Annotated in this window: 20 protein-coding genes; 5 read left to right on the top strand and 15 right to left on the bottom strand. The window is 54.0% G+C overall.

Annotated features, from left to right (window positions below; genetic code table 11):
- Positions 1-60: 60 nt before the first annotated feature.
- Both RHM62_RS06440 and RHM62_RS06435 read left to right on the top strand, forming a co-directional pair.
- Positions 61-1,329 (top strand): YeaH/YhbH family protein, encoded by a 1,269-nt coding sequence (locus RHM62_RS06440; protein ID WP_322124714.1) that lies wholly within the window; start codon positions 61-63, stop codon positions 1,327-1,329.
- The gene (locus tag RHM62_RS06435) at positions 1,326-2,873 is read left to right on the top strand and encodes a SpoVR family protein (protein WP_322124713.1); all 1,548 of its coding nucleotides are present in this window, start codon (positions 1,326-1,328) and stop codon (positions 2,871-2,873) included. Before RHM62_RS06440 ends, RHM62_RS06435 begins: the two co-directional genes overlap by 4 nt.
- Positions 2,874-2,883: 10 nt before the next feature.
- Here the strand turns inward: RHM62_RS06435 and RHM62_RS06430 are convergent, their stop codons facing one another.
- The 11 genes from RHM62_RS06430 to RHM62_RS06380 all read right to left on the bottom strand — a co-directional run bounded on the left by RHM62_RS06430 (position 2,884) and on the right by RHM62_RS06380 (position 13,919).
- On the bottom strand, positions 2,884-3,273 hold the full coding sequence (locus RHM62_RS06430) for a MerR family transcriptional regulator (protein WP_322124712.1): 390 nt from the start codon (positions 3,271-3,273) through the stop codon (positions 2,884-2,886).
- A 9-nt stretch (positions 3,274-3,282) separates the two neighbouring features.
- Entirely contained in the window at positions 3,283-3,696 is a 414-nt protein-coding gene (locus RHM62_RS06425) for an integration host factor subunit alpha (protein WP_322124711.1), read from the bottom strand.
- Positions 3,697-3,716: 20 nt separating this feature from the next.
- Positions 3,717-6,146: a phenylalanine--tRNA ligase subunit beta gene (gene pheT, locus RHM62_RS06420; protein ID WP_322124710.1), complete on the bottom strand. Its 2,430-nt coding sequence runs from the start codon at positions 6,144-6,146 to the stop codon at positions 3,717-3,719.
- An 89-nt stretch (positions 6,147-6,235) separates the two neighbouring features.
- Positions 6,236-7,252: a phenylalanine--tRNA ligase subunit alpha gene (gene pheS, locus RHM62_RS06415; protein ID WP_322124709.1), complete on the bottom strand. Its 1,017-nt coding sequence runs from the start codon at positions 7,250-7,252 to the stop codon at positions 6,236-6,238.
- Positions 7,253-7,373: 121 nt separating this feature from the next.
- Complete coding sequence (gene rplT, locus RHM62_RS06410; protein WP_322124708.1) at positions 7,374-7,733, bottom strand: 50S ribosomal protein L20; 360 nt, start codon at positions 7,731-7,733, stop codon at positions 7,374-7,376.
- Between the two features lie 27 nt (positions 7,734-7,760).
- Positions 7,761-7,958 (bottom strand): 50S ribosomal protein L35, encoded by a 198-nt coding sequence (rpmI, locus tag RHM62_RS06405; protein WP_040723346.1) that lies wholly within the window; start codon positions 7,956-7,958, stop codon positions 7,761-7,763.
- A gap of 149 nt (positions 7,959-8,107) precedes the next feature.
- Positions 8,108-8,635 (bottom strand): translation initiation factor IF-3, encoded by a 528-nt coding sequence (infC, locus tag RHM62_RS06400; protein ID WP_416172316.1) that lies wholly within the window; start codon positions 8,633-8,635, stop codon positions 8,108-8,110.
- 54 nt (positions 8,636-8,689) lie between these two features.
- Positions 8,690-10,597: a threonine--tRNA ligase gene (gene thrS, locus RHM62_RS06395; protein WP_322124707.1), complete on the bottom strand. Its 1,908-nt coding sequence runs from the start codon at positions 10,595-10,597 to the stop codon at positions 8,690-8,692.
- Between the two features lie 434 nt (positions 10,598-11,031).
- A complete protein-coding gene (locus RHM62_RS06390) occupies positions 11,032-11,802 on the bottom strand; it encodes a GNAT family N-acetyltransferase (protein WP_322124706.1) in 771 nt (256 codons plus the stop codon).
- Between the two features lie 109 nt (positions 11,803-11,911).
- The gene (locus RHM62_RS06385) at positions 11,912-12,394 is read right to left on the bottom strand and encodes a hypothetical protein (protein ID WP_322124705.1); all 483 of its coding nucleotides are present in this window, start codon (positions 12,392-12,394) and stop codon (positions 11,912-11,914) included.
- Positions 12,395-12,461: 67 nt separating this feature from the next.
- On the bottom strand, positions 12,462-13,919 hold the full coding sequence (locus RHM62_RS06380; RefSeq protein ID WP_322125336.1) for a Ppx/GppA phosphatase family protein: 1,458 nt from the start codon (positions 13,917-13,919) through the stop codon (positions 12,462-12,464).
- Between the two features lie 233 nt (positions 13,920-14,152).
- Between RHM62_RS06380 and galE the strand changes: the two genes are divergently transcribed.
- Positions 14,153-15,187: a UDP-glucose 4-epimerase GalE gene (gene galE, locus RHM62_RS06375; RefSeq protein ID WP_322124704.1), complete on the top strand. Its 1,035-nt coding sequence runs from the start codon at positions 14,153-14,155 to the stop codon at positions 15,185-15,187.
- Here the strand turns inward: galE and RHM62_RS06370 are convergent.
- Complete coding sequence (locus RHM62_RS06370; RefSeq protein ID WP_322124703.1) at positions 15,184-15,372, bottom strand: DUF1289 domain-containing protein; 189 nt, start codon at positions 15,370-15,372, stop codon at positions 15,184-15,186. The two genes, galE and RHM62_RS06370, sit on opposite strands and share 4 nt — an antisense overlap.
- Before the next feature lie 63 nt (positions 15,373-15,435).
- Positions 15,436-15,642, bottom strand: a complete 207-nt coding sequence (locus RHM62_RS06365) for a hypothetical protein (RefSeq protein ID WP_009665402.1) — start codon at positions 15,640-15,642, stop codon at positions 15,436-15,438.
- 87 nt (positions 15,643-15,729) lie between these two features.
- Here RHM62_RS06365 and RHM62_RS06360 point away from each other — a divergent pair, with 87 nt between their 5' ends.
- On the top strand, positions 15,730-17,082 hold the full coding sequence (locus RHM62_RS06360; RefSeq protein WP_322124702.1) for an EAL domain-containing response regulator: 1,353 nt from the start codon (positions 15,730-15,732) through the stop codon (positions 17,080-17,082).
- 24 nt (positions 17,083-17,106) lie between these two features.
- Positions 17,107-18,273, top strand: coding sequence for a patatin-like phospholipase family protein (locus RHM62_RS06355; RefSeq protein ID WP_322124701.1), 1,167 nt, complete (start codon positions 17,107-17,109; stop codon positions 18,271-18,273).
- 12 nt (positions 18,274-18,285) lie between these two features.
- On the opposite strand, the gene RHM62_RS06350 is transcribed toward RHM62_RS06355, so the two are convergent.
- The gene (locus RHM62_RS06350; protein ID WP_322124700.1) at positions 18,286-22,209 is read right to left on the bottom strand and encodes a translocation/assembly module TamB domain-containing protein; all 3,924 of its coding nucleotides are present in this window, start codon (positions 22,207-22,209) and stop codon (positions 18,286-18,288) included.
- Complete coding sequence (locus RHM62_RS06345; protein WP_322124699.1) at positions 22,199-23,959, bottom strand: autotransporter assembly complex family protein; 1,761 nt, start codon at positions 23,957-23,959, stop codon at positions 22,199-22,201. The genes RHM62_RS06350 and RHM62_RS06345 overlap by 11 nt, the downstream gene beginning before the upstream one ends.
- Positions 23,960-24,197: the final 238 nt, after the last annotated feature.

Here is a 24,197-nt window from a genome sequence, read left to right as displayed (position 1 = left end):
AAACGCATACGACTGATTATATATGCGTATTTTCGGTAATCTTATTTGTAGGAGGTCATATTGGTTCATCTTATCGACCGACGATTACAAGGCAAAAATAAATCTGCAGTCAATCGTGAGCGTTTTTTACGCCGGTATAAAAACCAGATCAAAGATGCTGTTGCCCGTGCTATCAAAGATCGCTCGATCACCGATATGGAAACCGGTGAAAAGCTCTCCATACCGGTCAAAGATGTCAATGAGCCCCATTTTGGACATGCCCACGGTGGAGTCTGGGAAGTGGTTCGCCCGGGGAACCAGGATTATCTGAGAGGTGACTCCGTTCCAAGACCAGAAAATGCCTCCGGCTCCGGGAAAGGAAGCGCTGGCAACAGCGACCAGACAGACGACGACAACTTTCTGTTTGAGCTAACCAAGGAAGAATTCATGAATTACTTCTTTGAAGATCTAGAGCTTCCCTATTTGGTTAAGCGGCAAATTACAGCGATTAAAGAGTTCAAAACGGCGCGGTCTGGCTATAACACAACGGGCACTCCCTCCAACATACACGTCTTGAGATCGTTACGCGGCGCACTTGGTCGTCGAATTGCCGCTGGTGGCAGTTCGAATAAGTTATTGCGTTTAGCCGAAAATCAGTTGGAAAAATTAGGCAGGATCGTCCCTCCGGATGAAATGAGTATTAAGGAGCTAAAAGGCAGCATCCACCGACTTAAGGCCAAGCTCCGGGCGATTCCCTTCATCGATCCGATTGATCTTCGATACAGCAATCGTATAAAGACGCCAAAGCCCTCGAGTCAGGCAGTAATGTTTTGCATTATGGATGTCTCGGGATCCATGGATCAACAGAAAAAAGATACTGCAAAACGCTTTTTTATATTGCTTCATTTGTTTCTGACACGAGCATACGAGAAAATCGACGTTGTTTTTATTCGGCACCATACTTCTGCGACTGAAGTAAATGAAGATGACTTTTTTCATTCACGCGAGTCTGGTGGAACGGTAGTCTCTTCGGCACTACATCTCCTCACCAAAATAATTCTAGAACGGTATCCAAGAGCGGACTGGAATAGTTATGTGGCCCAGGCATCAGATGGAGATAATTGGGACAGTGATTCTGTCAATTGCAGAAAACTGATGATCGACATGGTAATGCCTGCCGTGCAATATTTCGCGTATATCGAGATTACCGACGGAGCAGCACAGAATCTCTGGCAAGAATACGCTCAAGTGGCCACTATCTATCCGCATTTCGCGATGAAGAAGATCACTACAAGTGCCGATATTTATCCCGTATTTCGTGAATTGTTTCGAAAGCAGGTGCCGCAATGAAAAAAAATCTTTCGCCGGTCAACTCGCCGCATTATAAATTGCCGGAACAGTCCGAATGGACCTTCGAATTAATAGAACATATACATGATGAAATTCGCCGCGTTGCCAGCGACTTCGGCCTAGACACCTACCCCAATCAATTAGAAATTATTAGCGCCGAACAAATGATGGATGCTTATGCATCTGTCGGAATGCCGGTTTCGTATCATCATTGGTCGTTCGGAAAACACTTTCTTTCAACTGAAAAAAGCTATAGACGAGGCCAAATGGGGTTGGCTTATGAAATCGTCATCAATTCGAATCCTTGCATCGCCTATCTGATGGAAGAAAATAGTCTGACAATGCAAGCGTTGGTCATTGCGCACGCCGCTTACGGCCATAACTCTTTTTTTAAAAACAATTATTTGTTTCGAACGTGGACCGATGCAGAAGCTATTGTTGATTACATGGTTTTTGCCCGCAACTATATCGCCCAGTGCGAGCGCTTGCACGGCATCGATGCGGTCGAACTCTTACTCGACTCCTGCCATGCACTGCAAAATTACGGCGTGGACAGATACAAACGCCCAGCGAAGCTATCGCTTGAAAAAGAACATGCGCGCCAGGAAGAACGCGAAGCTTATTTACAGTCACAAGTAAATCATCTGTGGCGGACTTTACCTCGCAGAGAAGACGAAACAGAAAATACTGAAACAACACGATTCCCAACAGAACCCCAAGAGAATCTTCTTTATTTCATCGAGAAATATGCCCCTCTACTTGAGCCTTGGCAACGTGAAGTCATTCGAATCACGCGGAAAATATCACAATATTTTTACCCTCAGCGTCAGACACAAGTCATGAATGAAGGATGGGCGACTTTCTGGCATTACACAATCCTAAACCAGCTATACGAAGAAAAAGTAGTCGGTACCGGCTTCATGCTTGAGTTCTTACAGAGCCATACCAACGTGGTTTTCCAACCGTCAGTGCATAGTCCGAATTTCAACGGCATCAATCCTTATGCATTAGGTTATGCAATGATGCGCGATATTCGTCGTATTTGTGAACAACCTACCGAAGAGGATAAAGTATGGTTTCCGGACATTGCAAATACGGATTGGCATCAAACATTGGATTTTGCTATGCGCAACTTCAAGGATGAAAGTTTTATCGCTCAATACCTTTCACCAAAGCTGATTCGAGAATTCCATTTTTTTTCGATTCTGGATGATGACAGTGACAAGAACTTGCATATATCTGCTATTCACGACGATAGTGGCTATCACTACGTAAGGCGTGTATTGGCAAACCAATATAATCTCGGTGACCGAGAACCAAATATTCAGGTCTGGTCAGTGGACACACGTAGTGATAGGGCGCTGACTTTACGCCACATGGAATTTCAGCGCCGTCCACTCAACCAGCACGCCGACGAAGTATTAAAGCATGCAGCACGTCTTTGGGGATTTGATGTTCATTTGGACACAATCGCGCCAGATGGGACGGTTGTGAGCTCATTGACTTGCAAGGCAGATAGATCAACGTCAACAAGAAAAGGCTAAAACGAAGTTTTTACGGTTCGAGTAACGCCATTATCTCGAAAAGTTCAGTCCGAATATCCGTGTATAACGGATCAACAGCCGTAGAACAAGTAGTAGCGAGGTTTACCTCTTCACTCTGACTCCAGCGAGTGTCGAGTTTATTGCGCGCTCCACTAATAGTAAAACCTTGTTCGTAAAGCAACTCACGAATACGACGGATCAATAAGACTTCATGGTGTTGATAATAGCGCCGATTCCCGCGTCGTTTAACCGGCTTTAATTGGGTAAACTCTTGTTCCCAATAACGCAGAACATGCGGCTTTACACCGCACAACTCGCTAACCTCACCGATAGTAAAGTAACGTTTTGCTGGGATTAACGGCAATACCATAAGCTCTGGCTTACTTGATCGATCGTTCATTGATTTTAATTAGGCCATGCGAGGAGGCAATACAGGATATTCGTGTTCAACCATACTTTTCAATTTTTGACTGGCGTGAAAAGTAACAACACGGCGCGCAGTAATAGGAATTTCTTCACCTGTTTTCGGGTTCCGACCGGGACGCTGTGGCTTGTCTCTCAATTGGAAATTACCAAATCCGGATAGCTTCACTAACTCCCCCCGCTCTAGTGCATCCCTGATCTCATAGAAAAAAGTTTCGACCATATCCTTAGCCTCACGTTTATTTAAGCCAACTTGCTCAAACAGCAGCTCGGCTAGCTCGGCCTTGGTTAGCGTTGGCAAATCCTTTTCCGCTTGTGACCTGGCCTGTGCCTCTAACATTGCGCGGTCTAGGTCGGCACTCAACACAGATTGAAATTCGGTCGAGATAACGTCGTTCATTAGCTTTCTCCGGCCCGGCCCTAAGTACGCAATTTCGCGCCATGTTTTTTATTGACAGATGATACAAATGCAGACATCGCGGCATCAACTTTCTCGTCCTGCAGTGTACTTTGAGTATCTTGCAAGGTGAATCTGAAAGCAAGACTTTTCTCGTCAGAAGATAAACCGGAACCGCGATATTCATCAAATAAAACAATGGCTTGCATTGGGCTACACGCTATATTTTCCCTCTTTTCTGCGTTGAAAGTATCAATCAAATCTTGTACCTGGACTGTGTGGTCGACGACGAACGCTAGATCGCGAGTAACTGCAGGAAATTTAGAAATCTCCTGAAATACAGGCAGTGATCGTGACTGTAACGCCGTAGCATCGATCTCAAATAATACCGGCGACAATGGCAACTCGTAGCGTTGCTGCAAACGCGGGTGCAGTTCTCCAATAAATCCCACATCTTTGCCTTCAACGAGGATGGTTGCTGAGCGGCCAGGGTGCAATGCAGGGTGCTGTATCGAAACGAAATGCGCAGTTACCGGAGCCAATAACGCTTCGATGTCCGCCTTCACATCAAAATAATCGACATTGCGAGTACCAAGTCCCCACTGCTCTTCGACTACCGGACCGTACGCCAGTGCCGCTAAGCGTTTATCTTGCGCGTATCCGGCAACTGTCAACGCACCATCTTTCACCGTACTATCGCGCCGATATACCGTGCCAAATTCGAACACTCGAATGCGAGATACTTTTCGATTGAGGTTATAGCGGACATTCGCAATCAAGCCTCCAATCAAAGTTGAACGCATCACGCTCAACTGACTGGCAATCGGGTTGCGTAACTTGATCGGTGTATCGTTTCCTGCGAAATCATGCTCCCACGACTCTTCGACAAAACTGAAATTCACAACCTCCTGATAATCCCGATCCGCAATCTGTCTGCGCAGCGTGAACAACGACCGCACCGCCTCCGAACGCACTCGTATTGCATTTGCCGCGACAGGTGGCAACGCGGGAATATTTTCAAAGCCAAAAACCCGTGCAATTTCTTCGATCAGATCTTCTTCAATTTCCATATCAAAACGAAATGAAGGGGGCGTTACCTCGAACACACCAGTTTTTTGCGTAAACTCGAAACCGAGACGCAAGAAAATTTCGGCGATTTTTGCATCAGTAAATGACACACCGATGATTTTGCTGGCCCGAGCCGTTCGCAATGGTACTGGCAACCTGGATGGCAAGTTAGTGACTTGGTCGTCGATTGGTCCAACCTGCGTAACTCCTGCTTGTCCGCATATCTCGATCATCAGCGCCGTAATGCGCTCAATACTTTCGACTGTCGCAGCAAAATCCACACCACGTTCGAATCGATGTGCAGCGTCGGTAGAAAAATTATAACGACGCGCCCGTCCTTGTATCGCTTGCGGAAACCAGAAAGCTGCTTCAAGGTAGATATCCGTTGTCTCCAACGTCACTGCCGTAGCATCACCGCCCATAATTCCAGCCAATGATTCGATTTCTTGCTCGTCTGCAATGACACCAACCCAGTCGTCCACTGCCACGACATTACCGTTCAGCAGCTTTAATGCTTCTCCTGCGCGTCCCCAACGGACATCGAGGCCGCCATGAATTTTGGCTAAATCAAAAACGTGAGAGGGCTGCCCTAGTTCGAGCATCACATAATTGGAAATATCGACTAATGCGGCGATCGATCGTTGCCCGCTCCGCTCGAGTCTCTGTTTCATCCACTCAGGTGTTGCAGCTTTGGCATTCAAACCGCGGATTATGCGTCCGGAAAAACGTCCACACAAATCTGGTGCGCTGATCTTCACCGGCAACACGTCTGCAATGGTGACCGCTACCGGCTGATAAGTGGGCTTATTTAATGTGCAACCTGTCAATGCAGATACTTCGCGAGCAACACCAAGAATCGACAGACAGTCCGCCTTGTTGGGAGTGAGCTTGATAGTGAACGTCAAGTCATTTAACTGCAGATAGTCACGTATATCTTGTCCTACGGGAGCGTCATCGGGCAAATCAATCAAACCGCTATGCTCGTCTGACAGCTTCAATTCCTTCGCCGAACACAACATTCCTTGAGATTCGACACCGCGCAGTTGACCGACCTTGATTTCGAAGCATTTACCATCCTCTCCAGGCGGAAGTATTGCACCGACAATCGCACAAACAACCTTCATTCCGGTCCGTACGTTCGGCGCACCACAGACGATATTAAGCAACGTCCCTGTACCCACATCAACTTGGCAAACATTGAGACGATCGGCGTTCGGATGTCGTGCCAACTCAATAACCTTGCCAACAACAACATTAGAAAACGGAGGCGCTACCGGATTGACTTCTTCAACCTCCAGTCCCGACATGGTGAGCAAGTGCGATAACGCATCCGACGTCATCGTCGGATTGACCATGGAACGGAGCCAGTTTTCGGAAAATTGCATTTGTGAACCCTTTGACGACTAGCGTCATGAACTACGAATAAATCAGGCGGTACTTTCTGTACCTCCCCCTCGTCACGACAACATACTGATCAGTTGAACTGTTTAAGGAAGCGCAAGTCGCCTTCGTAGAATAGGCGGAGATCACTAATGCCGTATCGCAACATAGTGAGTCGCTCAAGGCCTGAACCAAAAGCAAATCCAATGTACTTTTCAGGATCGATGCCCATGTTGCGTACAACGGAGGGGTGAACTTGACCGGCACCCGATACTTCTAGCCAGCGCCCCTTCAGCGGACCGCTACCAAACGCAATGTCAATTTCAGCCGATGGCTCAGTAAATGGGAAATACGAAGGCCGAAATCGTACTTGCAAATCGTCGGTCTCGAAGAATGCTTTGACGAAGTTCAGGTACACGCCTTTCAGGTCGGCAAAGCTGATATTTTCGTCGATCCATAAACCCTCAACCTGATGAAACATCGGCGAATGAGTGGCATCGCTGTCGACTCGGTAAGTGCGGCCTGGAGCGATCACCTTGATTGGCGGCTTGTTCATACGGGCATAGCGGACCTGCATCGGGCTCGTATGCGTCCGAAGTAGCAATGGCTTCCCTTCGCTATCATCGCCGTCAATGTAGAACGTATCTTGCATTGACCGTGCAGGATGATTTTCCGGGCTGTTGAGCGACGTGAAGTTGGTCCAGTCGTTTTCGATTTCAGGTCCGTCTGCGACATCAAATCCTATCGAACCGAAGATCTCCTCGACGCGTTGCCAGGTCCGCATCACGGGGTGGATACCACCGACACTTCGACCCCGACCAGGCAATGTCACATCGATCGCTTCGGCGTTCAACCGCAACTGCATCTGAGCATCTGCCAGCGCATCTCGCCGGGCAGTCAATGCCTTTTCGATTTTCTCTTTTGCGGCATTGATAGTGGCACCCTGCACTTTGCGATCATCGGCGGCAAGCTTACCAAGGCCTTTCATTTGCTCTGTAATCTGGCCAGTTTTTCCAAGATATTTTGCCTTCGCATTTTCCAGTGCAGCCGCATCGGGCGCATCAATGAAGTCAGCTTGGGCTTGCATTACGAGTTGTTCTAGAGGGTTCATGCGCGGTTTCCCGTTCAGGAAAAATTGCCGAAGCAGGAGTTGAAAACAAAACGGGGCACAGGTCTAAAACCTCTGCCCCGCCTGACAAGTCGTCCGAGGACGACTCGTATTTCGACTACAATCAAGCGGCGAAGTTGGCTTTCACCTGATTGACAATCGCGGCGAAAGCCGGTTTGTCCATTACTGCCATGTCAGCTAGGACCTTGCGATCCAAACCGATGGAAGCACGTTTCAGGCCGTTCATGAAAACGCTGTAAGTCATGCCATGCTCACGGGATGCCGCGTTGATACGCGTGATCCACAATGCACGGAAGACGCGCTTCTTGTTACGGCGGTCACGGTATGCATATTGTCCAGCGCGCATGACTGCTTGCTTGGCAATACGGTAGACCTTGCTACGACGACCGCGGTAGCCTTTGGCTTGGTCTAAAACTTTTTTATGGCGGGCCCGTGCTGTGACCCCACGTTTTACTCTAGGCATAGTAACTCCTTAAATTTGAGTGTGAGGTTAAGCGTACGGGAGCATTGAGCGAACCGAAACCATGTTTGTGGCATGGACTTCTTTGGCACCGCGCAATTGACGTTTGGTCTTGGTCGTCTTTTTGGTCAAGATGTGGCGTTTAAAAGCCGAACCGCGCTTGACGGTACCACCTGGACGGACGCGAAAGCGCTTTTTTGCGGCGCTTTTCGTTTTCATTTTAGGCATAGCAATCTGTCGTTGAGACAGCTCCGTTTTTAACATGATTGCAGGTGGCAGCATTTCGCTGCACTTGGATGCCTGCTCTCACTTGTTATGCGATGGAATCGAGTCCACCGCTACTACCGGCCCCTACGAAATACAGGGCCCGGCGAATTCTACTTCTTTTTCTTCGGCGCCAAGACCATGATCATTTGACGCCCTTCCATTTTGGGCCACTGCTCAACCTGACCGTACGGCTCAAGATCGAGCTTGAGTCGCTCAAGCATCCTCACACCAATATCCTGATGCGCCATCTCACGGCCACGGAAGCGCAAGGTGATTTTGGTCTTGTCGCCATCATCAAGAAACTTAATCAGGTTACGAAGCTTGATTCCATAGTCACCGTCATCGGTCCCAGGGCGGAATTTCACTTCTTTCACCAAAATGATCTTTTGTCTCAGCTTAGCTTCATGAGCTCTTTTTTGCTCCTGATACTTGAACTTGCCATAATCCATCAAGCGCGCAACCGGAGGTTGCGCAGTCGGCGCAATCTCGACAAGGTCCACGTTTGCTTCTTCCGCCATGCGGAAGGCCTCGGCGAGCGTAACGATACCAAGTGCTTCGTTTTCTACGCCACTCAAACGCAACTCGGGTGCAGTGATCTCGCCGTTGATGCGATGTGACTTGTCAGTAGCTATTGTAATTTCCTTTAAAAATCAATTGAAACGGCGGTGCTGTTATGCGGCAGATAATCCTGATCAGGACTTCTCGGCTACGTCGGAAAGGAGGCGATCGATTAGTGTACTAATTTGCATCGTTCCTAGGTCCGCATTACCTCGCGCACGCACGGCCACTGTTGCTGCATCCCGCTCTTTGTCACCAACAACAATGATATATGGAACCTTCTGGACAGAATGCTCACGTATTTTAAAGGTTATTTTCTCATTGCGCAAATCGGACTCCACCCTAAATCCTTGTTTTTTCAGGGATTGGGTTACGCTGCGCGCATAGTCAGCCTGCCCTTCTGAAATATTCAGCACGACAACTTGCACTGGGGCGAGCCACATTGGCAGCGCACCTGAGTAGTTTTCCAATAGCATGCCGATAAAGCGCTCGAAAGAACCTAATATTGCGCGATGCAGCATCACCGGCACCTTGCGACTGTTGTCTTCGGCAACGTACTCCGCACCCAAGCGGATAGGCATCGAAAAATCCACCTGCATCGTGCCACACTGCCAGGCACGTCCAATGGCATCTGTCAGTGTATATTCGATTTTAGGACCATAAAAAGCCCCTTCGCCAGGCGATATCTCGAATTCACAACCGGAACGCTCGAGCGATGTAATCAGCGCGTTTTCAGCTTTATCCCATGCCTCTTCTGATCCGACACGCTTCTCTGGACGCGTTGCCACTTTGTAAGTGATCTTGGCAAAGCCAAAATCCGCATACACTTTGTGCAGCAGCGCAGTATAGGCAACACACTCTTCAAGGATTTGGTCTTCGGTGCAAAAAATATGCCCGTCGTCCTGCGTAAATCCACGCACACGCATAATTCCATGCAAAGAGCCTGATGGCTCATTGCGATGACATTGGCCGAACTCGCCATAACGCAACGGCAAGTCGCGATACGAGCGCATGTCTGACCGGAATATCTGCACGTGGCCCGGGCAGTTCATCGGCTTTAGCGCATACGACCTTTTTTCCGACTCGGTGGTAAACATGTTTTCTTTGTAGTTTTCCCAGTGCCCGGATTTTTCCCACAAACTGATGTCAAGAATCTGCGGCGCTTTGACTTCTTGGTATCCGTTGTCCTGGTAAACACGCCGCATGTATTGCTCAACTTGTTGCCAGACTGACCAACCTTTTGGATGCCAGAAAATCATGCCCGGCGCCTCTTCCTGAAAATGGAATAGATCCAGCAACCGGCCGAGTTTGCGGTGATCCCGCTTATCAGCCTCTTCCAACATATGCAGATACGCTTCCTGATCTTCCTTGCGTACCCAGGCAGTCCCATAGATTCGCTGCAACATTTCATTTTTCGAATCACCGCGCCAGTATGCCCCTGCTAACTTCATCAGCTTGAACACCTTTAGCTTGCCGGTAGAAGGTACGTGCGGGCCGCGGCACAAGTCTGTAAATTTCCCCTCCGTATAGAGCGACACTTCCTGATCGGCCGGAATTGTCCCTATTAACTCAGCCTTGTAGGCTTCACCAAGCGCTAGAAAATAGGCAATCGCATCATCGCGGGACATTACCTGCCGTGTCACCGGCTCGTCTCGCTTGGCCAGTTCCAACATTTTCTTTTCAATGGCAACAAGATCGTCCGGGGTGAACGGACGCTTGTAGGAAAAATCGTAATAAAAGCCGTTCTCGATTGTCGGCCCAATGGTTACTTGGGCATCGGGAAACAATTCTTTGACCGCATAGGCTAGCAAATGTGCCGTAGAGTGACGAATTATGTCGACGCCTTCGGCATCCTTATCCGTGATGATCGCCAGATCAACATCTCGATCAATCAAAAACGACGTATCAACGACCTTGCCATCCACTTTTCCTGCAAGCGCCGCTTTCGCAAGCCCTGCACCGATACTGGCAGCAACTTGAGCGACGGTAACGGCGCTATCAAATTGCCGCTGCGAACCATCGGGAAGACGAACTGAAACCATTTTTAGCTCCATGACATGACACATAGGCCGATGCCAAATTGAATTGAATTGAATACCAGACGAAACAAAAAAACCGGGGCGAAAAAAAACGCGATCTAGTCGCGCTTTTTCGGTGGAGCACCAGCAAAAAAGACCCGGTTAATAACAATTGTGCGCGGTGATCCAAGTTCGCTGCGTCATAACCGGCTTTCTTTTTTCGTTTAATGAAATTGCGCCTCAGGGTTACATAGTATGTCTCCCCAGAGAGGTCATGATCTTAGCATGTAACAGCATCTTTACCTGCGCGGATGAGCCAACGACATCGCAAGACGAGAACGCACTTCACTATTGACAGGTACTTTTCGATTGCAAAAACATCGAACTGCGTCGCCATCGAAAGTCACCCGTTGTTGTGCGTCAGCACTGCCCCTCATTCAAAAACTAGCAGGTCAATGTCACTCCGGTCTTTGAGCGCCGAGGTAGTGGCGCGCATAGCGGCTGTCAAGTTGAGCAAGTGGCAGCAACATAAATAGATCTGCGCTGTGAAAATCGGGATCCCAAGCAGGCTCTCCGCAAACCCATGCACCGCTGCGCAAATAACCCTTTAATAAAGGGGGGGGTTGCGGCTTGATGCAGGACTTGCGGCCATCGATAGGGAATGGTAAATGTGGGGTCACCCGATAATCCAGCGGTGCGATATTGCTCTCGGCCAGTCCCCGGTAAAGAGCGGCAGCATTGTGTCCACCATCGGCAAGACTGATACTTGCACACCCGATCAGGTACTCGCAGCGCTCTTTTTTCATGAATGCAGCGAGTCCCGCCCACAACAGCATGATGACGCCACCACTACGGTAATCCGGATGGATGCAAGCGCGCCCGGCTTCGGCAGTGCGGGACCGAAGATTATCCAGACGACTTAGATCAAACTCTTTTTCGGAATAGTACTGCCCCATTTTGCGCGCAGCCTGAGGACTCATTACCCGATAGGTACCAACAACTTTCAGCGAACGTGTGTCACGCACGATCAAATGATCGCAGCAGGCATCGAACTCGTCGCGATCTAGTCCGTCCCGGTTTTCGAGCGCTGACAGCCCCATACTTTCAATGAAGACCTTGTAGCGCAAGCGCTGCACTTCAACTACCTCCTCATCGGTACTCGCAAGGCTCAAGCACAGAGTTGCAGCGTCCGGCGCACCGCCAGTCGCCATGGTCGTAAGAATTCGCATTATTTACCCTTGTCATTGACACGACCAAAGCGTAACTGCGGATTACTTCAACAAAATGACGGCAGGATGTCCGTTCAATGACATGGCAACAACCCGGATGCATTGTTCGCTACTTTTCTTTCCGTGGACGTCCCGGCTTCAAGGGAGACAGTGTTGCCGCGGCCAATTTCAATGCAGCCAGATCAAGGTCTCGTATCAATGCAACACCAATGCGCAAAAGCTCGCTTTTTTTCACTTCAAAGCCAGCTTTCAAGCAATTCTTCTTGACGTCACTTAAAACCGCGTATTCGACCTCCGGCATCGTGAAACTATCACGCACCAGCTTCGCTTTTTTCACTTTTTCCTTGGTAACAGAGATATCAACCGTCTCAGGAAGACTTTTTGGGAAAGCAATCGATGTACTTACTTTCGCTTTCGCTACAGGCTTTGCACGTGCGGTCGGCACAGTCTTTTGGGCCGCCACAGGCTTTGTACGAACCGGCTTTGTCGTTGCTAGTTTCGCAGCGGCGGTGGCCTTAGCAGCAACGGGCTTCGCAACTGTGGTTGGAGTCGGTTTTTTTGACGTTGTTTTCGATGGCAAGGCGGGTGTCATTTTGTCCTCAATGTTAGTAATCGTATAAACAATATAAACCGTTTATTTTTTTCAGGCAACCGAAAATCTAGCCGATGTAACGAACTGAAAAATCAACTCCAACCTCAAGCCAGCACTCTCGCTCCTTGCCCATCCAGTAAGCCAACGTGGGATGAAGAACCACCAATTCGCGTCGGATTTCAATCTCGATCTTGCCTTTCATGCGCGGTCGAAGTTGCCCAGAATCAATATCAATACGTGCGTGCATCAGTAGGACGGCGAGTCGCATGGCCAGTATCGCCTTGGCGAAATCAGGATCCGCTAATGCATCGTTGAGCTTGCGCAAATTCCCTTTTTGTCCAAGGATCAGCGAACTCATCGTGCGCTGTTCCCGTGTCGTAAATCCGGGCAAGTCGCCATGCTCAATCATGTACGCCGCATGCTTGTGATATCCGCTTTGGGAGATCGCAATGCCGACTTCATGTAAAAGAGCACTCCAATACAGCAGTTTCACGCAGCTATCGGATGACGGTTTAAGTTGGCCGTAGATGGCACTGGCAGACACGGCAACCTGTGCTGCGCGTCGTTCATCAGCCCGAAAGCGCTGTATGAAACTGCGTACCGATTGCTCCCGCCTGTCCCGCTTGGTGGCACGTAGCTGCAACTCCCATAAAACCCCCATCCGTAAGCCAGCCTCAATGGGTGCCAGCACAGTAATCCCTAGTTCCTGCATCAATCCGATCAGGATGGCCAATCCGCCAACCATCACTGCAGCCCGCTCTGGTTTCATGCCCGCCAGCTCAATTCGACTGACCTGACCAGCCTCAATAAACCGATTCATTAGTGCGTCAAGCCCTGCAATAGACAAACGACCATCACCCAGATCATTGCGGGCAATCACCTCGGCAATCACGCGTATCGTGCCTGATGACCCATAAGCAATATTCCAGAAGCGCGGGTGATACGGTGGCGCGGCATCCTCAAAAACAGAACGTGCCGACAAGATAGCTTGCGCATAAGCCGCGGTGGTAATGTTGCCATCAGGAAAAAATGTCGTGCTTTGCTTCACGGTTCCGATACCAAACGATTCAACACGCTCGATTTCCGGTCCAAAGCCAAGTACCAGTTCGGTCGAGCCGCCACCGATGTCGATCACCAGGCGGCGCTCATGCTCGATATCGAGCGTGCTGGCTACGCCCAGATAAATAAGCCGCCCTTCCTCCTCACCGGAAATGATTTCGATTGGATGGCGGATTGCTCTTTCGGCCAGCGGTAAGAAATACGCTGCGTTGTTTGCGATACGCATGGTGTTCGTCGCTACCACCCGCACTGCGGTCAGCGGGTAGGCACTCAGGACATCGGCGAAGCGCGTTAGGCACGCAATTGCCGACTGCATCGCCGCTTCAGTGAGGTTACCCTGGCTATCAAGCCCGGCACCGAGGCGGATCGGCTCGCGTGCTGTCTTGACGATACGAATAACGCCCTCTTCATAACGGCCGATATGCAGGCGAAAACTGTTCGATCCCAAATCCACTGCAGCGAACATGCCATCTCTCTTTTCTATGATTGCGACATAATTATCCAGTCGTGAGTGTACGGTATCGCAATTGGTATAAACGATATTGTGATTTAATTTCAAGCAGCCACGCGTGCCGGAAACGATAGAACAGAGATATGACCAGGCAATGACCAGATAACGCTCAAGTACAATCCGACAAAAGCAAGGCGAAGCACGACCTCCAATCCGGCAACCTACTCTTTTCTTACGGCAGACTTTCCATGACAAGTAAAAAAACCATCCTCGTCACCGGTGCAGCCGGCTTCATCGGCTCGCACACCTGCGTCGAACTACTGGCTGCCGGCTATGACGTGATCGCGCTCGACAACCTGTGCAACAGCTCACCACTGTCACTGAAACAAGTGCACCAGATTGCCGGCCGGCCAGTCGATTTCCGGGAAGGTGATGTACGGGAGCGCGCTGTGCTGCGCGACATTTTCAGTGCCGGCAGGATCGATGCGGTCATTCATTTTGCTGGATTGAAGGCAGTCGGCGAATCTGTCGCCAAACCATTGATGTACTACGACAACAATGTCGGCGGGACCGTCATTCTGCTCGAAGAGATGCAGCGCGCCGGCGTTCATCATGTCGTCTTCAGCTCCTCTGCCACGGTCTACGGTGATCCGGTCAGCGTACCGATCCGCGAGGATGCAACGCTCTCGGCCACCAATCCTTACGGCCGGTCGAAGCTGATGGTTGAACAGCTATTGAATGACCTGGAGAAATCCGATCCGGCATGGGCCATCGGCGTACTACGCTATTTCAATCCGGTAGGTGCCCATGCGAGCGGTTTGATTGGAGAAGATCCGCGCGGCATACCCAACAACCTGATGCCGTATGTAGCGCAGGTAGCGGTTGGTCGATTGAAGCAGCTGTCGGTGTACGGGAATGATTATCCGACCGTCGACGGCACCGGCATGCGCGACTATATCCACGTGGTCGACCTCGCAATCGGGCATGTAGCCGCCTTGCGGGAGCTATTCGAAAACAATAAGGGATTTACTGTCAACCTGGGTACGGGCGAGGGCTACAGCGTGCTGGAAGTCGTGCGGGCGTTCGAACTCGCCAGCGCCCGCGAAGTCCCATATCAGATTACGGCCCGGCGACCCGGCGATATTGCCAAATGTTTTGCAGACGCGAGCAAAGCGCTAGACGTCCTCGGCTGGAAAGCTGAGCGTGGTATTGCTGAGATGTGCGCCGATCACTGGCGCTGGCAAAGTAACAATCCGCAAGGCTTTGTTGCGGAAGCGGATTAGCCTTCGCGTCGGGGATAGCCCTCGGCGATGATGCGCTCCCAGACGCGCTCCTTGTCAGACTCGCTGAGAAAAACCCATTGTGCAACTTCTGCCACAGTGCGGCCGCAGCCACGGCAAACATCATCAAAGGTAGTTGAACAAACAGCCACGCAGGGCGTATCGGGACGAGCAGGCAATGGATTCATGGAAAGTCATCATCATTAAGAATGACGTGATTATCCGCCTGCGCGGCAATCACGGTTTGGTACTTAATAATGGGAACGGGTATCGCAGAATTGGGTCAGCTTATTGAAGTCGCGTTGCATCTCCAGCATTTGCTCGGCGCGCACCAGACGTACCAGACTGTTAAGTGCTTCACGGTAACGTGCGCGGCAAGGGTCGGTGTCAATTTGATCGTGCACCACAGCCACCATGATGTCGATGACATCGGACGAATTGAGTAATTTGGTAGTCATAACTTCTCCGTATGATCGTGCGTTTGACAACTTGTCTGTTTAACCATGCACACACCGATAAGTCGACTCAAGCGAAAAGAAGGTTCCGTGGTTAATTTATTAACTCGCAATCGCATTTTGCAGCGACTAAATCTTCGCTCGCCAAAGTTACTAATAATCAATAAAAAAGCGTGTACCATCGGTACCAGAACGACTCCTAATGAAAAGCTACGACCACGATTTCCTGATAGGCGAGCGATGAATATTGCGGATATGAACTTTCTTGTGGTGCAGGAAGACGCATTACAACGGCAAAAGTTGAATGTCCTGTTAGGCAATCTGGGGGCCCGGAACGTAATCGATTTGCCGGATGGCACAGCAGCGCTGGCCCTGCTGCAGGATCAGTCTCAATCCATCGACATTGGCTTCATTGACCTGCAGATGGACGGGATGGACGGCATAGAGTTAATCCGCCACATGGGTAAATTTGACAGCACCACGGCGATCATCATCTCGGGCGTAGTAGATCCGGCGCTGATTTTTTCAGTCGAAACGATGTCCAGGGCATACGGCATCAACTTGCTCGGTTTCGTACAAGGACCTGCCACTAACGAAACCCTTGCCTCACTCATCTCCAGTTATACCGCGCGCTGCAAGGAAGATGCCGATTGCGCCACCGTGATTTCTCCAATATTCAATATCGATGACATCCTCCATGCGCTCGATAACAGCCAGATAAAGCCTTGGTTTCAGCCGAAAGTGGAACTGGCCAGTGGTCAAGTCCGAGGCGTAGAGGCATTTGCGCGCTGGCACCATCCCCGCTTCGGTATTGTTCTGCCGGATCGATTTATTCCGGTACTGGAACAGCACCAACAACTCGACCGGCTCACCAGTACCATGATCGACCAGTCAGCTGCCGCATGCCGGCGCTGGCATGATGCCGGCTTCCTGATCTCGGTATCCATCAATCTTGGTTCGGCTTTGCTGCTCGATCCGCGTATCGCCGACCAAATTGCCGAACAGGTCGCTGCCCACCGCCTGGCAACACCCTTCGTGATTTTCGAAATCACCGAATCGGCACTGCGCAGTGAGACCCCAGCCTGCCTTGAAAACATGCTGCGCCTGCGCATGAAAGGCTTTGAACTGTCGGTCGACGACTACGGCACCGGCAACGCCAGCATGCAGCAACTGCTGCGCATACCGTTTTCAGAACTCAAGATTGACCGTTCATTTGTTGCAGGAGCAGCCGAAAATAATGCCCTCGCCCTGGTACTGAGTTCGTCGCTGGCGCTGGCCAGCAAACTGGACCGGTTGTCAGTCGCGGTCGGGATCGAGACCCGCGACGAATGGAACCTATTAAAAAAAATGGGATGTACTTACGGTCAGGGCTACTACATTGCCAAACCGATGGAAGCGACAGCATTGCCCGGCTGGATGACCGAGTGGTCACACTTTTTCTGACCCGGTTCATGGTACGGTCTCAACATGAAACCATCCTCCATCACCAAGCTGAAAAAACCGCGCAAACAGCGCATCGCCCTGGTCCTTCAAGGCGGCGGCGCTCTTGGCGCTTACCAGGCAGGGATCTACCAGGCACTCGACGAACACGATCTGACGCCCGACTGGGTCGTCGGTACCTCGATCGGGGCAATCAATGCCGCACTCATTGCCGGCAATCCCAAGGCGATGCGCGTGGCACGCTTGCGCGAATTCTGGGATCGCGTCTCGCATAACGATGGCTTTGACCTGAGCCGGGTGCCGGATGAGGCGCGTCGCCTCAACACACTGCTGGCGACAGCCGATGCGATGACATGCGGCGTGCCGGGGTTTTTTACCCCCAGACAATTCAGCCTGTTTCCGCTCGGAATGGCTGTTGATCCGGAATTTGCCAGCTTCTACGACACCAGTGATCTGGCGAAAACGCTGACCGAACTGGTGGACTTCGACCTGATCAATGCAAAACACCAGATGCGACTCAGCGTCAACGCGCTCAAAGTCACCAGCGGTGCGCTAACCAGCTTCGACAATACCCGGCAACGCCTTGGCGTCGAACACATCATGGCCAGCGGCGCCCTGCCGCCAGGCTTTGCCCCGGTACGCATCGATGGCGAACTGTACTGGGACGGCGGGCTGTATTCGAATACGCCGCTCGACACCGTGCTTGATGATGAACCACGCGCCGATACGCTGTGTTTCATGGTGGACCTCTGGAGTGCTGATGGCCCGGAACCGGTCACGCTGGATCAGGTCCAGACCCGGCAAAAAGACGTGATGTTTGCATCGCGTTCACAGCAAGTGATCAACGAATACCTGAAGCTGCACAACCTGCGTCGCACGCTGCATGCACTGCATGAAAAAATGCCGGCAGCGCTAAAGACCGCCGGCGAAGCCCGCCAACTGGCTACGCTCGGCTGCAACACCACCATGCATATCGTGCGCTTGCCGTATGCAGGACGCGACTGGCACATGGCATCGAAGGACATCAATTTTTCGAAAGGGTCGATCGACTGGCGCTGGGACCAGGGTTATCGCGATGCCATGCGCGCAATCGACTCAGGCAGCTGGCTCACCGATATCCCTGATGGCGTCGGTGTGATCGTCCATGACCTGCCGCCCCATGACAGCGAACCGGTACCAGCCACCGCGCCCTGACCCGATCCAGGGTCAGTCGAATACCAGGTTATAAAACAGCGACAAGGCGCTGCGCGCGCCGGCTTCGGCCTCCAGCGTCAGCTTGGGTGTCAGCGTGTACTTGAAGTGCAGCACGCTACTGGTATTTTCCAGGCCCTGCTCGTAACTGACATACAGGCGCGCCGAAATCTGCTTGCCGACCGTGACGATGCGCTGCTGCAAACTGTCGCTGCTCTTGCCCACACTAAAATTCTCCAGTCCGAACGACGACGCCAGTTGTGACTCCACACCCGCGGCAGCGCCCTGCGACAACAGCGACGCAGCAGCTGCTTGAAGTACGCCGGCATCACCGCTCCCTGCCGTGGACAATGCCCGCCCCAGGACCAGCCAGGAGAGTTTTTCGGCATCCGGCACGGTCGGCTCGGACACCAGCGTGACACGCGGCACCAGCACCGTGCCACGCACGGCTACGCCTGCCTCAACGTCGGTGCCGCGCCGCATGGCCAGAATATCGAGCGACGGATTGTTCAGCGGGCCATTGAACCGCAGCACCCCTTGTTCGATCGCCAGCTTGCGACCGTAGGCACTATAGGTGCCGCGCACGACATTGAGCGTGCCCTGCCCACGCAACGCTTCGCCACCGGTGCTGACGATGCGCAAGTTGCCATTGATCACTCCGTCGAGACCCCGACCACCAAGCGTCACGCCAGTCCCCAGGTCGATACCGATATCGATGGCTGCGGCCATCCGCTGTCCGCTTTTCGGGCTGCTGCCAAGAATGACGACATCCTCAGACAACGCGGGCGCATCGGCCCGACCCAGGTCGAAACTGCCTGAATCCACCTTGAACGCGCCGCTAATCGTCGCGCGCTGGTCGCGCCAGCCAAGATCGCTCTGGCCGCTCAAAACCAGTTTGCGGTCACTGCGATTGAGCAGCGGAAAATGATCCGCAATCAGGCGGATCTGCGCCTCCGGCAAACCACTCGCCAGGTTGATCGGACCGGACGCGTCAAGCGTGCCGCTGCCGCTCTCGAAATGCAGCTTGCGCACCAGCAAACGCTCCCCCTCGAAGCGACTGTCGAGCACCCCCTTGCGCAAGTCGATGCCCTGCTCCGCCAGCACGATGCGCAAGTCATTACCAGTGATGCTGCCGCCAAAACGCGGATGCGCAACGGTACCGCCTATCATGATTGCGCTTTGCAGTTGCCCCTCGGTGACCAGCCCGGCCATCGCCAGCGGTCCCACCCAATTGAGTGCCGGAATCGTCAGCCTGGCCGAGGCGTCCAGCACCGCATCAGGCGGCAGCGTAAAACGCGCATCGCCGCGGCCGGTCGTGGTCTTGCCCGACACCACAATCTGGCCGAGCTGCTTACCCTCGATCGCCACGCGGCCATCAAGCCGCCCGTCGACCGCCTCCAGCACGGCGTCGAGCCGTGTCAAGCCCAGCGCCACCGGTTTACTGCCGCGCACAGTCAGGTCGCCCTGCTCGCGCTGGATCTGCAGGCGGCCATTCAGCGCATCGGTCATGTGCACATTCCAGCTGCCGCCCAGTTTCAGGTCGGTGGCCACTGCGGGTGGCTGCTGCAGCAAGGCCAGCAGTGCTGCCACATCGAGATGCGCAAAGTTCCCGCGCGTGGTGATGCCTTTGTCGTCACTCATGAATTGCTCAAGCGTGAGCGTCGCGTTGTCCGTCTGCAGCCGGAAATCCGCCAGCGCCGTGCGCTGCCGCGACACCGACAACGGTGCCGGCGCGAGCAATTTCAAGCCGTATTTGCCACTGCCTTCCAGACTGTCGATGCGTCCTTCCCAGCGTGCGTCCGACCCCAGCGCCGCCAGGCCGCCGGTCGCGCCAAGACGCCAGCGCTGTGACGGTTCGCCAAGACTGGCCGTCAGCACGTGTTGCGCGGTCGTGCCGTTGACTGTCAGCGCGAACTGATCGGCGACGATGCCGCTGGCCTGCAAGCCCGTACCGGCAACCGAGATTGCCAGCGGCGCTTGTTTCTGTGTCGAAAAATCGAGACGCGCGGTCAGGCTGGCAAGCTGTCGTGTGGCATCGCGCAGCCCGCTGGCGTCAGCCTCGACAACGGCATGGTCGAGCGAAAACGCCTGCTGCGGATCGATCCGTATGTCGGCCTTGCCTTGCAGGCTGGCGATCTGCAGCGCACCGGGCAGACGCACATTGACCGCCTTCCAGTCAGCGATCACGGCCGGCTTGCGCAAGCTGCCGCGCACGGTGCCTTTGGCCGTCAGCGCCCCGCCGAACGCCGGGCCGAGCTGATCGAGCCGGGACGCCTCCAGCGCAAACGTCAGCGTCGACTGCGCTTCGGCCAGTTCACCCTGCATGCTGAGCCGGTTGTCGCCCGCAACCAATAGCAGGTTCGGCACCCGCAACGTGTCGGCGCGCAAGCGGGCGTCGCCCTCGCCGCGCAAAGGCTGGCCGGCGATCCGGCTATCGGCCAGGCGGAAGTGCAAGTCGGCACTCAGCTGCGGCACCAGCGCCCCCGCGATAGCGAACTCACCGGTCAGCTCCAGTGCCGGCACATTGGCAAACGTGCCCAGATCCTGCAAGCGCAGGCGCGCCAGTTTGCCGTCAACCGCAAATACCCGGGTGCCGTCCAGCGCCAGTTTGCCGGTCGCATCGAGGCGTCCGCCGGCCAGCTGCACTTCGGCTTTCTCGAGCGTCAGTGCCGCGTCGGCCAGTGTCGCCCGGGCGGACAACAACAGCTTGTTGCGCCCGGCCGGTGCACTCAGATCGAGTGTCAGCGCTTGTTTGCCATCGTCTGACTGCAAGCCGATGCGGCCATCGAGCCGGGTCGCATTGAGGCGCTGATCAAGCCGCTGCGCATCCAGCGCATCAATCGCCAGCGCCAGTGTCAGTGCTCCCTGATCGAATTTTCCGCTGCCGCTGAGTTTGCCGGCCGGCCGGGCAGACGAGCCGAGCGCCGCCGTGATCCGGCTGAAATCAATGCGGCCATCCTGCTGCGTGAAGTCAATCTGCAGATCCTGAACCGGCAAGCGTTGCGCATCGATGGTGCCGGCATCGGCATTGCTGAGCGTGAGCTGGCCGCTGCCGGCATCGACCGCCGTCAGCATCACGTCAAGCGAAGTTGTCGGCAGCGTCGACTGCACCGCAGCCAGATCCAGCCCGCGCGCGCTCAAACGGGTGCGACCCAGCGGCTGCTCGGCAAAAGGCCGCAGTACCGCGTCGCCCGTGACGCGTGCCTTATTGATGGTCAGGTCGATATCGGCAACCAGTTCGGCCAGCGAGCCGCTCAGGTCAAGCTGACCGCTGGCACCGATGGCCTGCTGCTGCACTTGCGCCCGCGCGGCACTGACCAGGTTCGCCTGCAACGCATACGGACTCACCGCCGACAGCGTGGCCTGGCCACTGACGTTCGCGCTGGCCGCGCCCGAACTGGCGACCAGATTATCGAGTTGCAGCAAGTAGCGCGCGCCATCGAAATCGAGCTTGAAGCCAAAAGCACCCAGCGTCACCAGACTGAGAGCACCCTTGCGCAATTCGCCGCCATCAACCCGGACCTGATCGATCTGCACATCGAGCGGCAATGCGATCCGGGCCGGCAAGACCAGCGGCTCGGCCGGCTGGTCCAGCTTGCTGGTGACTTGCAACCGCGCCAGACGCAGCGCGGTCACATGCAAGCGGCCATTGAACAACGCACCCGGTCGCCAGTCCAGCCGCAGATCATCGAGCACGACGGACTGGCCGGCATTCTCGAACGTCAGGCGGGCAATGCGTAACGGACCAGGCAAGCGGCCCTGCACGCCATCGATCTGCAATCCCGGCACCGGCAACAGGCGCGTCAGCAGCAGACGCGCGCCAGCCTCGGTGCCGAGCAGGCCCGCCAACAGGACGGCAACCAGCAACAGCAGCACAGCGCAGGCTGTCAGCAACCGGCGAGGCAGCGCGGTCGGTCCGACAACAGGTTTAGAAGCCATAGCCGATAGAAAAATGCAGACGCGGCTTGCGCGTCTCGTGAGCAAATGCCAGGTCAAGATTGACCGGCCCGATCGGACTGCGCCAGCGTGCACCTACGCCGGTACCCATGACCAGCTTCAGGTCGCGCCAGGAATCGGCCGCATTACCGGCATCATTGAATACCGCAGCACCCCATTGCGGCGTGATCTGATAAACCAGTTCGGCGCTGAACACGGCCAACACGCGCCCGCCCACTACCGCATTGTTTTCGGCCACACCGAGGCTGTTATAGCCGTAGCCGCGCACGGTCTGGTCGCCACCGGTACGGAACAGCAGATCGCCTGGCACGGTCTCGCGGCGGGCACCGAAGACTTGCCCGACCTGCGCACGCAGCACGGTTTTCCATTCGCGCGTCCAGGGTTCCAGCCACGTCACGCGGCCGACCACGCGCACCAGGCTTTGTTCGGTCAGCACCCCGCGCACACCCGCACCAAGCTCGAGCGCCGCCACATAACCGCGCCGCGGATCAAGCAAGTTGTCAACCCGGCGGCGGGTAAAAGTATGGGTGGCGATCAACGCATGGCGGTTGTTGATGGCGGCGTCGTCGATGCGCTGGCGTTCAGCCAGGAACGACACGCCAATGACCTGCTCGTTATTGCGATCCGGACTGGTCAGACGCGCATCGTTGCGGATCTTGTCGCTGACCTCGCCGGAGAGATCGGACCGCTCGAAGCGCCCGGCCACGCTCGGCGTCCAGCCATTGTCCAGCGGCGGCAGCGTCACTTCGGCTGCCAGCAGCGGAGTTCCGCGGTCGATACGCAATTCGGATTCGAGACGCCAGTCGCGCGACAGAAAATTCCTGTCGAGGAACTTGGCTTGCAAGCGCGGTCCGGTATCGGTCGAAAAACCACCACCCAACTGCAAGCGGCGCCGCTCGTTTTCGTTGACATCCACCCGCACCGGCACGGCCGCCGGTGTAGCCGGATCGGCATCGATGGTCGCAATCACCGACTTGAAATAACCACTTTCCTGCAAGCGCGCCTGCAATTCATTGAGCCGGTCCTGCGCATAGCGTTCGCCCGGCACGATAGGGTTAAGCCGGTCGATGCGACTTTGCGGGTAGCGGCTCAGGCCGTTCACCTGCAAGGTGCCGAACGTAAACGGTGGTCCGGAATCGACATCGATGGTCAAGGCGGCGCTGTGACGCACCGGGTCGATGACCGCCGCACTTTGCACGATGCGGGCGGCCGGGTAATCACGTGCGAGCAGGTTTTTCAGCAGGACGGATTTGGCGTCGTCCCAGTCGGCCTGGCGGAATACTGCGCCGCCGCCCAGACTCCATTGCCGGCGCAGGCGTGCCATGCGTTCGGTATCGTTGCCATCGCCCTGCGCAATCGCGCCGGCAAAGCGCACGTCAACGGAATCGATGCGGGTCACTGTGCCCGGATCAACAGTCAGTCGCACCAGCGGTTGCCCGCCATCGGCCAGCACTTCCTGCTTCACCGCCGGCGAAAAATACCCTTCGGTAGCGAGCAATTCGCGGACCTGGGCCGGCGCTGCTGCGGCCAGGCGCTGCAGTTCGCCGGCATCGATGGCAGGATCGGCGGCGCGACGACGGATATCCAGAAAATCATTGAGCAGACCGGTCAGCGCTCCGGCACCGCTGACCTCGACCGCATAACCGGCAGTCTGGGCCGGTGTAGCCGTGCTCGCCAGTAACAGCATGACAGCGAGGATAGCGCCGGCGCGCAGACGTGCCCGCCGCAGCATGGCTGAAAAACAAGATAGAAGAGTCAATCTGGAGCACAAAATCATGGGCAGCATTATAGTGGCTAACACCCGCCGGCAGTTTTGAGAATGGCCAATTCGGACACCCAGCGCCCTTTTCTGACTGAAAAAAATACCTCGCCGCAAGAAACAACCAACGATCACCACAAACAAATGCCCGTCACGGCACCGTGCTATGATTCTTTGCGGAAACATTTCTAAAAATATATTCGGGCACCCG

It is taken from the genome of Actimicrobium sp. CCC2.4, from assembly GCF_034347385.1.
In the GTDB taxonomy this organism is placed as follows: Bacteria; Pseudomonadota; Gammaproteobacteria; order Burkholderiales; family Burkholderiaceae_D; genus Actimicrobium.
The sequence above is the reverse complement of the archived record's forward strand: the minus strand, read 5'-3'. Positions and strand labels throughout refer to the sequence as shown.